At 73.2% G+C, this 12,692-nt stretch carries 11 protein-coding genes and 1 pseudogene; 1 reads left to right on the plus strand and 11 read right to left on the minus strand.

The features are described from left to right. The 4 genes and pseudogenes from LADH09A_RS31220 to LADH09A_RS31235 form a co-directional block, all read right to left on the minus strand. A pseudogene (locus LADH09A_RS31220) lies at positions 1-1,086 on the minus strand (SCO7613 C-terminal domain-containing membrane protein); the annotation flags it as partial. 48 nt (positions 1,087-1,134) lie between these two features. Next, entirely contained in the window at positions 1,135-1,455 is a 321-nt protein-coding gene (cutA, locus tag LADH09A_RS31225; RefSeq protein ID WP_179780796.1) for a divalent-cation tolerance protein CutA, read from the minus strand. Positions 1,456-1,464: 9 nt separating this feature from the next. Further along, positions 1,465-2,481: a 1-acyl-sn-glycerol-3-phosphate acyltransferase gene (locus LADH09A_RS31230; RefSeq protein WP_238649255.1), complete on the minus strand. Its 1,017-nt coding sequence runs from the start codon at positions 2,479-2,481 to the stop codon at positions 1,465-1,467. After that, the gene (locus LADH09A_RS31235; RefSeq protein WP_238649256.1) at positions 2,481-3,314 is read right to left on the minus strand and encodes a patatin-like phospholipase family protein; all 834 of its coding nucleotides are present in this window, start codon (positions 3,312-3,314) and stop codon (positions 2,481-2,483) included. The genes LADH09A_RS31230 and LADH09A_RS31235 overlap by 1 nt, the downstream gene beginning before the upstream one ends. Positions 3,315-3,479: 165 nt before the next feature. Between LADH09A_RS31235 and LADH09A_RS31240 the strand changes: the two genes are divergently transcribed. Next, complete coding sequence (locus tag LADH09A_RS31240) at positions 3,480-4,898, plus strand: serine/threonine-protein kinase (protein ID WP_238649257.1); 1,419 nt, start codon at positions 3,480-3,482, stop codon at positions 4,896-4,898. Between the two features lie 26 nt (positions 4,899-4,924). Here the strand turns inward: LADH09A_RS31240 and LADH09A_RS31245 are convergent, their stop codons facing one another. From LADH09A_RS31245 to LADH09A_RS31275, 7 genes are all read right to left on the minus strand, one after another. Then, positions 4,925-5,980: a glycosyltransferase gene (locus LADH09A_RS31245; RefSeq protein ID WP_238649263.1), complete on the minus strand. Its 1,056-nt coding sequence runs from the start codon at positions 5,978-5,980 to the stop codon at positions 4,925-4,927. A gap of 157 nt (positions 5,981-6,137) precedes the next feature. Further along, positions 6,138-6,809, minus strand: a complete 672-nt coding sequence (locus LADH09A_RS31250; RefSeq protein WP_238649258.1) for a BON domain-containing protein — start codon at positions 6,807-6,809, stop codon at positions 6,138-6,140. A gap of 183 nt (positions 6,810-6,992) precedes the next feature. After that, positions 6,993-8,603: a trypsin-like peptidase domain-containing protein gene (locus tag LADH09A_RS31255; protein ID WP_238649259.1), complete on the minus strand. Its 1,611-nt coding sequence runs from the start codon at positions 8,601-8,603 to the stop codon at positions 6,993-6,995. Between the two features lie 62 nt (positions 8,604-8,665). After that, positions 8,666-10,234 carry a sensor histidine kinase gene (locus tag LADH09A_RS31260; RefSeq protein WP_238649260.1) on the minus strand — a complete coding sequence of 523 codons (1,569 nt, stop codon included), beginning with the start codon at positions 10,232-10,234 and terminating at the stop codon, positions 8,666-8,668. After that, positions 10,231-10,932: a response regulator transcription factor gene (locus LADH09A_RS31265; RefSeq protein ID WP_030336721.1), complete on the minus strand. Its 702-nt coding sequence runs from the start codon at positions 10,930-10,932 to the stop codon at positions 10,231-10,233. Before LADH09A_RS31265 ends, LADH09A_RS31260 begins: the two co-directional genes overlap by 4 nt. An 86-nt stretch (positions 10,933-11,018) precedes the next feature. Then, positions 11,019-11,630: a PadR family transcriptional regulator gene (locus tag LADH09A_RS31270; RefSeq protein WP_238649261.1), complete on the minus strand. Its 612-nt coding sequence runs from the start codon at positions 11,628-11,630 to the stop codon at positions 11,019-11,021. Beyond that, positions 11,627-12,451: a DUF4097 family beta strand repeat-containing protein gene (locus LADH09A_RS31275; RefSeq protein ID WP_238649262.1), complete on the minus strand. Its 825-nt coding sequence runs from the start codon at positions 12,449-12,451 to the stop codon at positions 11,627-11,629. The genes LADH09A_RS31270 and LADH09A_RS31275 overlap by 4 nt, the downstream gene beginning before the upstream one ends. Between the last annotated feature and the right edge of the window lie 241 nt (positions 12,452-12,692).

Raw genomic sequence — 12,692 nt, forward strand, 5'->3', positions numbered from 1 at the left:
CAGCAGGGCGGCGGCGAGCACCGGCACCAGCAGCCCGGCCGCCACCGCCCGCAGCGTCCGCCCCCCGACCAGCCAGGCCGCACCGAGCCCGGTCAGCGCGACCAGCAGCAGCGGCAGCCCGGCCAGCAGTGGCGAACCTGCCGCCCGCCCGAGGACCAGCGGCGTCAGGGCGCAGCCGGCGGCACCGACGAGCGCGGCGACGTGGCCGATCCCGGCCGACACCCGACCGACGAGTCGCGCGGTGCCGTCCCGCCCGCGCAACGCGGCCAGCACCGCCAGGTTCAGCAGTGCCACCCCGAGCAGGACCAGCGCCCAACCGGCCGCACCCGGTTCGGCCCCGACGGCGAAGAGCGGCAGCACCGGCTGGGCGGCCAGCAGTGCGGCGAACCAGGGCCCGGTCAACCCGCTCCACCGGCCGTACGCCACGGCGACCGCCGCGCTGGCCCCCCCGACCAGCGCGGCGTACCGGCTGCCCGGCCACCCGGCCACCCCGGCCAGGTCCACCGACCAGGCCGCGTAACCGTCCAGCACCACCAGCAGCAGACCCACCGCGGCGAAGGTCTCCGCCGTGCCCCGCAACCCCCGGCGGACCGCCAGCAGCGGCACGGCGAGCGCGAGCGCGGTGAACGCGGCCAGGATGGCCGCCCGTCCGCCGACCCCCACCGCCGCCCAGGCCACCGCGGTGAACACGACCGCCGCGGTGCCCAGCAGGAGTCCACCGAGGACGAAGAGCAGCCCCTGGACGGTCCGGGTCGAGGTTTCCGCCGCGCCCCGCGCCGCGGCCGGGACGAGAGCTGGAACCGGCCCGACGAGAGGCGCCGGGCGTGCCCCGGCGGAGGCGGCCAACCCGGCACGGACGACCGCCGCCAGCTCCGCCCGCCGCCGCGACAGGGCCGACAGGCGACCGGCCAGCTCGGCGTACGCGTGCCGGGCCCGGTCCACCTGCGGCTCGAGCTGGGCGATCTCCCGGCTGAGCCGGACCACCTCGGCGGCGGTCGGGTCGGGCGCACGCGAACAGCCGGTGCAACCGACGGTCAGGTCGGCCGGAGCACCGCAGGCGGGGCAGGGATAGCGGGTGTCGTCCACCCGGTCATCATCGGGAGTCGACCGGGGTGGGGCCCAGAGTGCGCGTACTCAGGGCCGGGTGTGCTCGTGCACCCAGGTGGCGTACGCCGGGTCGCCGCTCTCCACCCTGGACACCAGAATCTCCGGCACCTCGTACGGATGGCTGACCCGGATCTGGTCCACCAACGCGGAGAGCCGGTCGGGTGCCGTCTTGAACTGCACCGACCATTCGGTGCTGGTCTCCACGCCGGACCTCCACCAGTAGGTGCTGTCCACCTGACCGCCCACCTGGGCGCAGGCGGCGAGCCTGCCGGCGACGGCCGCAGCCGCCAGCACGTCGGCGACCGAACGCGCATCCACCACCGTCGTCACCACGCAGATCTGATCCACGACCGCACCCTACGCGGCATTGTCCCGGTTGGACGCGATCCAGGCATCGATCCGCGCCCACCAGTCGAAGAGCCAGTCGATGCGTTCCTGCCGCCCGACCGGTACCTCCTCCGGTGGCACCGACCAGAACCGCATCACGATCCGCTTGTCCATCGGCAGCTCACGCCAGACGTCGGCGACGGTGAGCATCCGGTCCAGCCCGGTGTGGGCCACGAAGATGACCCCGGCGTCCGGGGCGGCGTCCAGCGCGGCGAGCATTCCGCCGGGCTGCGGGGCGAGCACGTGACGCATCCGCTCGGCGCGCAGCGCCATGCGTTCCAGCCCGAGGGAACGTAGCCGGGCGATGGCACGCAGTCGTCGCTTGGGGGTGAAGTTGCCGCCCTCGGGGAAGATCACGAACGCGTCGTTGTCGTCCAGACCGGCGGCCAGGTGCCCGACCTGGCGGACCGTCTCCTCGCCGCGCTCCGGCGTCGGCGCGATGAACCGGTTGGGCAGCCGGTTGAGCAGCACGTCGACAGCCGGATCCCACTGGAGGCTGTCCTTGAGGACGATCCGTGGCTCCCGGTTGAACCAGTTGACCAACCCGTGGATCAGGATGAACGAGTCGCCCGGCCCGGCGTGCCGGCAGAGCACCAGCTCCGGCCGGCCGGGCAGGGCGGTGTCCGGGTCGGTGCCCACCACGTCGATGCGCAACCGCAGCGTCCAGCGCGCCTGCCAGAACAGCACCCGCAGGAACCAGCCGGCCAGCACGTAGTGCGCCCGCTGGAAGGCCGGGGACCGGGTTCGCCAGCCGAAGCCGGAGGCCACCCAGAGCAGGAAGAGCGCGAGCAGAGCGGCGGCGTCCCAGACCAGGTAGACACAGCCGATCCAGAGCAGCCGCAGCGGGCGTAACCGACCCGGGACCAGCGGGGACGCGGCGGCGGCGAGCAGCGCCCAGATCGGCAGGGTGGTGACCACGACGAACGCGAGCGTCACCACGGCGGGGGCGAACAGCAACCGGCGCAGCCACCTGGGGGGCAGCGGCATCATCGCTCCACGTGGGTGGCGAGATAGCGCCGGGAGGCGGTGTACGCCCGGCTGATCCGTCGCCCCACCGCCGCCATGTCCCGGTACGCCCACGGCGTGTCGTCGCGGGGGTTCAGCCCTCCGGTCGGCAGGACGTGCACCTCCACCCCCTCGGGCAGTGCCGCCAACTCCCGGAAGAAGCGGTGCCGACGGGAGATCTCGAACGCGACCTGCGCGATCTCCCACGGCCGGCGTGGCGGTGTCAGCTCCCGTTCGATCCGACCCACCTGGAGGACGTAGATCCGGCGGGCGCCGACGGCCACCGCCTCGCCGATCGGGATGGAGTTGACGATGCCCCCGTCCACGTAGTGCGCACCGTTGATTTCCATGGGTGGGAGCAGGCCCGGCACCGACGCCGACGCCATCACCGCCGGCACCACCGGGCCGCTGTCGAACCAGTGCTCGGCCGCCCGCTCGATGTGGGCGGCGCAGCAGCGGAACGGCACCCGCAGGTCGGCGAAGGTGGTGTCCACACCCAGCTCGGTCTCCAGCAGCCGACGCAGCGGCCGGGGAGAGTGCAGGTGCGTACGGGCGGCGAAGCGGCGCAACTGCCGGGCGACGGAGTCGCCGTACACCTCACTGGCCTCCGGCGAGGCCCAGAGCCGGACCAGCCGGTCGGTCACGGCCTCCGACGGGTCGGCGGCGACCAGCGCGCCGTTCACCGCGCCGATCGAGGTGCCGAGCACCATGTCGGGTTTGATGCCGGCGCGGAACAGCGCCCGCAACATGCCCACCTCGACCGCGCCGAGGACGCCCCCGCCGCCGAGCACGAATGCCACCGGTCCCGCCGCCATGCCTCTCATCCTGGCACGGGCGCGCAGCCGACCTGCCGGCCGCCGGCACCGGGCGGTCGGCGCACGGCAGGCACCGCCCGTCGACAGCGGACGACGACGGCGTTGACAGGCCGGAGACATTCGCGCAACCTGATACGGCTCCCACCCCTGAGGCAGGTGCGATCGGTGAAGGCAGCACTGCATCCGGGCCGGTTACTGGCTCGCAGATACCGACTTCTCGACCAGATCGGCGCCGGCGGCATGTCGGTCATCTGGCGTGCCCGGGACGAGGTGCTGGACCGGCTCGTCGCGCTCAAGGTGCTCGCCCCCTCGCTGGCCGCCGACGCGCGGTTCCGGGGCATGGTGCGCGAGGAGGCCAGGGCCGCCGCACAGTTGGTGCATCCGCACCTGACCTCGGTGCACGACTACGGCGAGACGGTCGACCCGGACGGCTCGATCACCTCGTTCGTGGTGATGGAGCTGCTCAGCGGCGAGGAGTTGGAGCTGCGGCTCACCGAGGGGCCGCTGCCCTGGGCCGAGGCGATCGAGGTGGGTGCCCAGGTCGCGGAGGCGTTGGCCGCGGCGCACCGGCTCGGCATCGTGCACCGGGACGTCACGCCGGCCAACGTGATGATGACCGCGACGGGCGTCAAGGTGCTCGACTTCGGCATCGCCACCCGCATCGGCGCGCCCGACGAGGACGAGGACGGCGAGACGTTCGGCACGCCGGCGTACGTGGCCCCGGAACGCCTCGACGGCGCGCCGGCCCAGCCGTCCACCGACGTGTACTCGCTCGGCGTGCTGCTGCACGAGGCGCTCACCGGCCGGGTCCCGTACCCGGCGGACACCTGGGAGCAACTCAGCGCCGCGCTGGCCGACGGCCCGCCACCCACGCTGGCCGACCTGCCGGACCTGCCCCCACCGGTGGCCCGCATCTGCCTGCGCAGCCTCGCCCGCGACCCGGCCGACCGGCCGACCGCCCGGCAGGTCGCCGCCGTGCTGCGCGACCAGCTGCTGCCCCCCGATCCCCCGACCGCGACCATCCGGGTGCCCACCCAGCCCCTGCCGCCGCAGCCGGTCGCCGTGCCATCGGCTGCGGGAGGGACAGCGGCCGACTCGGGCTGGTCCCGTCGACAGCTGGTGCTGCTGCTCGCCCTCGCTGTGACGCTGGGCGGTGTGGCCCTTCTGCCCGAGGACGAGCCGACACCTCGGACGCAGCCCTCGGTCGCCCCGGCGACCACCCCGCCGAGCAACCCACCGGCACCCGCGTCGTCCGAACCGAGCGCGTCCCCGCCGTCGAGGAAGCCGAGCACCGGCGCGCCCACCTCGGATCCGGGCACCCTCGTCGAGGCCGCCAACCGGGTCGACGGGCTGATCAGCGCCGGGCTGGGCGCCGGGGAGATCCGCGAGGACGTGGGCCTCGACCTGCGCAACGAGCTGCGCAACCTGACCGCCGCGGTCAGCGCCGGCCGCGACGAGCTGGCACCACCGGTGGCCCGGCTGCGCGAGAAGGTCGCGGTCCGCCTCGGCGAGGGCGGCATCAGTCCGGCGTACGCGTCTCGGCTCGACGCCGCCATCGCGCAGCTCGGCGGCGCCGAGGTCTGACCCCGCGGGCACGCCGGGCGGGCGGGTCAGCGAGCCGGCATCCGGGCCGATTCGCGGATGTCGTACCGGTCGGCGGCGAAGCGTCGGAAGATCGCCGCGTAGCCGTCCGCCATCCGCTCGACCGAGAAGTTCTCCGCGACGTGCGCCACGCAGTCGTTCGGGTCGAGCCGCTCCGCCGCCAGCACCGCCGCGGCCAGCTCCTCCGGCCGATCGCAGACCAGCCCGGTCAGCCCGGGCCGGACCAGCTCCGGCACGGCCCCCCGGTTGAGCGCGACCACCGGTGTGCCGGTCGCCATCGCTTCCAGCATCACCATGCCGAACGGCTCTTCCCACTGGATCGGCATGATCAGGCAACGGGCGTCGACGAGCATCCGCAGCGTCTCCGCGCGGCCGGCGTTGAGCACGACCGTCACGTTCTCGTCGACCAGCGGCGCGACGACCTGCTCGTAGTAGCGGCGCTCGGCCGGCTCGTTGCACTTGCCGGCCAGCAGCAGCGGCACCCCTGCCTCCCGGCACGCCCGGATGGCGACTTCCGGGCCCTTGTCCGGGCTGAAGCGGGCCAGCCACAGCACCGGTCCCGTCCCGGGTCTGGTCTTCCGCGGAAAGCCATGGATGTCCAGCGCGTTGTGCACCGTGCCGGCCCAGGGCAGGTCGGTGTTCAGCCGGCGCTGGGTGTGCGAGATCGCCACCAGGGCGACGCCGGAGTCGATGTCGCTGAGCACCTCCCCGTACTCCCCCACGGGGTTGCCGTGCACGGTCGCGACCGTCGGCACCGCCCGGCGGCCGGCGACCAGCGGGCCGATCGTGGTGTGGTCGTGGATCACGTCGAAGTCGGCCGCCGTGATCAGCCGATTCACCCTGGCCAGGTGGGCCAGCTCCGGCAGTGACTCGCCGAGCCGCTCGTACTGGACCTCGGGAACGGTGGAGACGAAGCCGTGGGCCGCCGTGCCGTGGTCGTCACCGGCACCGAACAGCGTGACCTCGTGCCCCTGCCCGCAGAGCGCGTCCACCAGGCCGGCGACGACCTGTTCGAGGCCGCCGTAGCCGGGTGGCGGCACGGACAACCATGGTGGAACCACCATCGCGATGCGCAACGACCGCTCTTCCGGGCGGCCCGCAGGCGAGTGGTTCACGGCCACGAGTCCTCCCCGTTGATCCCCGGTGCGGTGTCACCGCCGGTCCAGACGGTCGGCGGCGATTTCCCGGTGAGGTCACGGGTAAACGGGACAGGGCGGATGCTCACCCGCCCACCAGGAGCTGGTCGTGGACCGCCCGCACACCGGGGGCGGACCAGGCCACCCGCTCGACCTGGTCGCGTTCCCACCAGGAGCGGACCACCCCGGCGAGGACGAGCGTGTCGCCGTCCACCTCGACGGTCACCCGCTCCGCACCGAGCGTGCGCATCAACGCCCGCTGCACGTCCCGTCGCAAGCGGTCGGCGGCCGGCGCTGCCGGAGGTCGTACCTCGATGAGGTTGGTGAGCCCCCGCACGCCGTCGAGTCGGCGCAGCTCCCCCTCGGCGGCGCGCCGCTGCCAGCCGAACTCGACCTCACCGCGCAGCATCAGCCAGCCGTTGGCCACTGTCACGTCCAGCCGCTCGGCGGGCACGAAGCTGTCCCACTCCAGCGCACGGGACGCGGCGAGGGCGACCTCGGCGTCGGTACGCCCCGGCGTGCCGGGCAGCCGCACCTCGATCTCGTCGGCCACCGCCCGGACGCCCCGGACCCGCTGTGCGCACCGGGTCGCGGCCCAGCTGCGGGCGGCACCGTCCACGAACCCGGTCAGGGTGACCACTCCCTGGTCGACGCGTACGCCGATCTCGTTGGGTTGCAGCTGGGCGTCCCAGGCCAACTGCGCCAGGACGTCACGCTGGATCCGCTGGTCGTCGCGGACATCCACCACCTCGGTCATGGCACCCACCCCCGGTTCCGAATCGCCGAGACTCGCCCGCCGAACGTGCCGGACAGACGGGTGACGGCGGTTCACCCGATCCGGGTGAACCGCCGTCGGGCGGAAAAGAGCGGCGGGTGACGGAGCCGACCCCCTCGGCCCCGCCACCCGCCGCCGGAGGAAGGAAGCAGGTGGAGATATCTGTTAGGACGTCTCGGCGAGCGTCACGGTTGCGGACTTCTCGGCGCCGTTGCGCTTGAACTGGACCTCGACGCGGTCGCCGACCTTGCCGGCCTGCACCGCGCCGACCAGGTCGTCCGAGTCGTTGACCGGCTTGTCGCCGAAGCGGGTGACGACGTCGCCACGCTGGAGGCCGGCCTTCTCGGCCGGGCTGCCCGGGGTGACCGACGCGACGAGCGCGCCGCCGCCCTCGGCCTGGTTGACGCCCACCCCGAGCGACGGGTGGCTGACCTTCTCGCCGCGCTGGAGCTTGCCCGCGACGTCCTTGGCCTTGTTGCTGGGGATGGCGAACCCGACACCGATGTTGCCGGTGCTCTGCCCGGAGGTCGCGATGGCGGTGTTGACGCCGATCACCTCGCCCCGGGTGTTGACCAGCGCGCCGCCGGAGTTGCCGGGGTTGATCGGAGCGTCCGTCTGGAGCAGGCCGGAGATCGAGCTGGCGGCCTGGCTCTGCTGCTGGGTCGGGTCCTGCGGTTGCCCCTCGCCGGCCCGGATCGTGCGGTCCCGGGCGCTGAGGATGCCGGAGGTCACCGAGCCCTGGAGGCCGAGCGGGCTGCCCAGGGCGAGCACCTGGTCGCCGACCTGCATGGCGTCGCTGTCGCCGAACTTGGCCGGCTTGAGGTTGCTGACCCCGTTGGCCTTCACCACGGCCAGGTCGGTCTTCGGGTCGGTACCGATGATCTTCGCATCGGCCTTCTTGCCGTCGGCGAAGATCACCTGCACGGCGTCACCGGCGGCGTTGGCGACCACGTGGTTGTTGGTCAGCACGTACCCGTCGTCGCTGAGGACCACCCCGGAGCCCTCACCGCTGTCGGTGGTGATCGACACGACGCTGTCCTGCACGGACGCGGCAATCTTCGGGAGGTCGGCGCTGTTGATGACCGGTGCCGCCGAGTAGGTGCGGGTGACGCCGCCACCGTCCCCGTCGAGGGCGAGGGCGAGGGCACCGCCGGCAACGCCCGAGCCGAGCATCAGGGCGAACACCGCGACACCCGCTCCGGCGAACTTGGCGATCCGACTCGGCCGAGGGCCGCTGCCGGGCGGCGCGACCTGCGGGCCCCACGGCGGAACCGGCTGGCCCGGGTGCTGCCCGTGCTGGCCGAGGTGCTGGGTGTGCTGCTGGTGCTGCCCGTGCTGCGGGTACGCGCCCGGCTGGCCCCCGCCAGCCCATCCGGACTGCTGGCCCGCGTACCAGGGCGCGCCGGGGTGGTGGCCGGCGGTTGGCTGCGGGTAGCCGTGCTGGGCGGGCGCCGGGTAGCCGGAGACCGGGTACGGCGGCGCGGACGGGGTGGCGGCCGGTGGCTCGTACCCGGTCGTCGGCTGGGCGGCGGTCGGCGGCTCGTACCCGGTCGACTGGGGGGTGGCCGGCGGCGCGCTGGCCGGCTGGCCGGCGGACGCGACAGGGGTGACGGCCCTGGTCTCCGTGTCGTCACCGGCGCTCGGGACGACCGGGACGGGAGTGGTCGGGGAGTCGGACTGCGCGCGCTCGTCACGCGGCAGCTCGGCGGAGGGGTGCGACGGCTCGGCGTCGGTGGGGGCCGGCCGGCGCTGCGGGTCGGACTCGAACTCGGTCATGGGACTACCTTCTCCCTCCGCACTGCGATCAACCTGGAACCGTCCTGGAAGTTGGCTGAAAGTCACTCGCCCGCGCCCTCGACCTGTGCCAGCAGCGGGAGCCGGACCCGGAAGGTCGCGCCACCGCCGGGCGTCTCGGCCACCGAGACCGAGCCGTGGTGGGCAGCGACCAGCGCCGCCACGATGGCCAGGCCGAGGCCGGTGCCGGTGTTGCCGTCGGCTCGTCGCGTCCGCGCCGCGTCGGCCCGGTAGAACCGTTCGAAGACCCGTTCGGCCTGCTCCGGGGAGAGGCCCGGGCCGGTGTCGGCGACCTCCACCACGGCGAAGCCGCCCGGCTCGCTGTGCAACCGCACGCGGATCTCGGCGTCCGGAGGGGTGTGGGTCAGCGCGTTGGTGACCAGGTTGCCGATCACCTGGCGCAGCCGCGCGTCGTCGGCGGACACGACCAGTGGGCCCGCGTCCGGCTCGATCTCCAGCTCGATCCGCCGATCCGGGGCGATCGCCCGGGCGGCGTGCACGGCGTCGGAGGCGAGCACCGGCAGCTCCACCGGGGTCAGCGACAGCGGCCGTTCCCGGTCCAACCGGGCCAGCAGCAGCAGGTCCTCCACCAGCAGCCCCATCCGGGCCGCCTCGTCCTCGATCCGACGCAGCAGACCGGCGGTCTGCTCCGGTGCCCGCGCCGCACCCTGCCGGTACAGCTCGGCGAAGCCGCGGATGGTGGTCAGCGGGGTCCGCAGCTCGTGGGAGGCGTCCGCGACGAACTGCCGCATCCGCTCCTCGGAGCGCCGGGCCCGCGCCTCGGACGCCTGGGCGGAGGCGGCGGCGTCCCGGGCGGCGCTCTCGGCCCAGCGGGCCGACGTCTCCGAGGCGGCTCGGGCGGTGAACGCCGCCTCGATCTGGGTGAGCATCGCGTTCAACGCGCGAGACAGCCGACCCAGCTCGGAGGTGGGATGCTCCTGGCCCTGCTCCGGGTCGGGCACCCGTTGGGTCAGATCACCCCCGGCGATGGCGGCGGCGGTGCGTTCGATCTCCACCAGCGGTTTGAGGCTGGTGCGGACGATCGCCGCGCCGACCGACGCCAACATGATCAGCACCGCGCCGCCGACCAGCAGGTCGATCCAGGCGAGCCGCTTGACGGCCAGGTCGACGTCGGTCAGGTGCTCGCCGATGGCCGCCATCTGGCCGTCCGGCCGCTCGATGTAGAACATCCGCCAGCGCACCGAACTGTCCCGTGCGCGGACCGTGCGTGGCTTGCCATCCTGGGCCTTCTCCTGCGCTTGGAACCCGGCCGCGTCGCTCGGCCAGGGCGGTAGATCCGCGGTCTTGAAGCGGGACGTGTCGTAGGCGAAGTCCCGCACCTTGCCGGTGATCGGGCTGGTCAGCACGACCACGTAGTCGCTGGGCAGCGAGACGGAGTTCGTGTTCGATGAGGGCATGATCGACTGGATCCGGTCGGCCGAGTCGCGCAGCTCCAGGTCGATCTGGTCCACCAGGTAGTTGTGCAGGAAGTAAGCGGTCGAGACGCTGATCACCACCAGCGCGACGGAGACCAGCGCGAGCACCGACGCGACCAGCTTCACCCGCAGGGGAACGCTGCGGACCCGCCCTTTCGCCTGCTGGACCGCGTTCACGCCGCCGGCTTGCGCAGCACGTACCCGACGCCGCGGAGGGTGTGGATCAGCCGGGGCTGGGTGGTGTCGACCTTGCGCCGCAGGTAGGAGATGTAGGACTCGACGATGTTGTCGTCACCACGGAAGTCGTAGTTCCAGACGTGGTCGAGGATCTGCGCCTTGGACAGCACCCGGTTGGCGTTGAGCATCAGGTAGCGCAGCAGCTTGAACTCCGTCGGCGAGAGCTGCACGCGCTGGCCGGCCCGGTGCACCTCGTGCGTCTCCTCGTCCAGCTCCAGGTCGGCGAAGGTGAGCCGGGACGGGGCCTGCTCGCCGGTCGTGGTGCGGCGCAGCACGGCGCGGATCCGGGCGGTCAGCTCCTCCAGGCTGAACGGCTTCGTGACGTAGTCGTCGCCGCCCAGGGTCAGCCCACGGATCTTGTCGTCGGTGGCGTCCCGGGCGGTCAGGAAGACCACCGGGGTACGTGTGCCGCCCTCGCGGAGCATCCGGATGACCTCGAAGCCGTCGAGATCCGGAAGCATCACGTCGAGCACCACCAGGTCGGGCCGGTGGTCCTTGGCGGCGTTGAGCGCCGCGCTCCCACTTGTCGCGGTGGCCACGTCGAAGCCCGCGAACCGCAGGCTCGCGGAGAGCAGTTCGAGGATGTTGGGGTCGTCCTCGACGACGAGGAGTCGCGCCTCGGTCTGGGTAGCGGGCATGGGCCCATCATCGATGACGTCACTGCGCCGGCGCTGGACGGTTCCTGCAAAAACCCTGTGAGTCGTGACCCGAACCTTGATCCTGCTCAGCGCAGCAGGCGGCGCAGCCCGTCCAGGGCGCCGTCGAGCAGCCGGATCGCGGTGCGCAGTTGGGTTTCGCTGAACTGTCGGGCGCGCACGAGCCGGCCCACCTCGGCGGTGAACGCGGCCAGCCGCTGGTCGAGTTCGTCGAGCAGCGGGGCGTGCGGTCCGGCGGTCGGCGTCGGCCGGGGCGACGCTGCGGGGGCCTCCCACCGGGTACGCCGGGTCTGCCGGGTGGCCTCGCTCAGCTCCCGTTTGAGGTCGCGCACCGACCCGCGCACCTCGCTGCGGATCTCGCCGGCCAGGCTGGAGAGGTCCGCCACCGAGGCCGCGATGTCCGATTCCAGCTCGGTCAGCTCGCCGGCCCGCTGGCGCAGCTCGGCACGGCCGGCGTCGGTGATGTCGTACGTCTTGCGGCCACCGGCCGCGGTGTGGCTGACCAGCCCCTCGGCCTCCAGCCGTTGCAGGCGGGGATAGATGGTGCCGGCGCTGGGCGCGTAGAGCCCGAGGAACCGGTCCTCCAGCAGGCGGATCAGCTCGTAGCCGTGCTTCGGGCCGTCGTCGAGGAGTTTGAGGAGGTAGAGCCGGAGCCGCCCGTGGCTGAACACGGCGGTCACGGCAGCTCCTCCCCCTCGGCGTCGACCGCACGGGCGAGCAGGGCGATGCTCCCCGAGGTCGCGGAAGCCCAGAGCTTACCTTCGCCGTCGCCGAGCACTCCCTCGCTGCTGCGCAGTGGGAACGTCGAGGTGCGTACCTGCGGAAAGCCGCTGGTGATCCGGCCCGAGGCGGTGTGCAGTTGGACGGCGAGGTCGCTGTCCTCGCGGACCCGGACGGTGATGCTGCCCGAGATGGTGGTCAACCGGATCTCGCTGCGCCGGGGGTTGTCCAGGTCGCAGGTGATCGCGCCGGAGACGGTCTGGGCCCGCACCCGGTCAGCGGCGCTGTCGGCGAGGATCACCTCTCCGGAGACCGTTTCCAGGGTGAGGTCGCCCCGGACGCCGAGCGCCTCCACCGGCCCGGAGGTGATCGTCGCGGAGGTGTTGCCGCGCAGCCCCATCAGGGTGATCTGACCGGCGGTGACGCGCGCCGTGGTCTGCCGGCGCAGACCGGAGGCGACCAGCGAGCCCGCGACCAGCCCCAGGTCGGCGAGGACGTCGGCGGGCACGGCGAGGGAGACGTCCACCCGGGGGTAGCGGTGGATCATCCGGAACCAGCGCAGGACGTCCGACCAGCCGTGGCCGCGCTGCTGACGGATGGTGAGCCGGCCGTCGGAGTGGTCGATCAGGACCGGGCGGCGGCCGACCTGGGTGACGTCGATGCGGGTCGGGCCGTCGGTGGCGACCACGTTGAGCCGGCCGCTCACCAGGCGGACGTCCAGCCGGGTGACCGGGCCGTCCACGGTGAGCCGCTGCGGGCTCTCGACCGTCCATCCGGGCATGGGCTTCCTCCCCTCGACGACGCGCGGACACGCGCCTGACAGGGAGGAACAGTAACGCGATACATCGCGATAGCACAAGACAGGTCGCGTGTTGGTCGCCCCTGCGCCGGGCGGGGCCGCCGGGCGGCGACCCCGCTCCCCTCAGGCCGCCAGGTCCAGCTCCCGGCCGGGCGTCGGCACCGGCACGGCCGGGGCCGACGCCGGCTCCGGGACCGCCAAGGTCGCCGCGGGCTCCGGGACC

Source organism: Micromonospora cabrerizensis, assembly GCF_022230955.1.
In the GTDB taxonomy this organism is placed as follows: Bacteria; Actinomycetota; Actinomycetes; order Mycobacteriales; family Micromonosporaceae; genus Micromonospora; species Micromonospora cabrerizensis.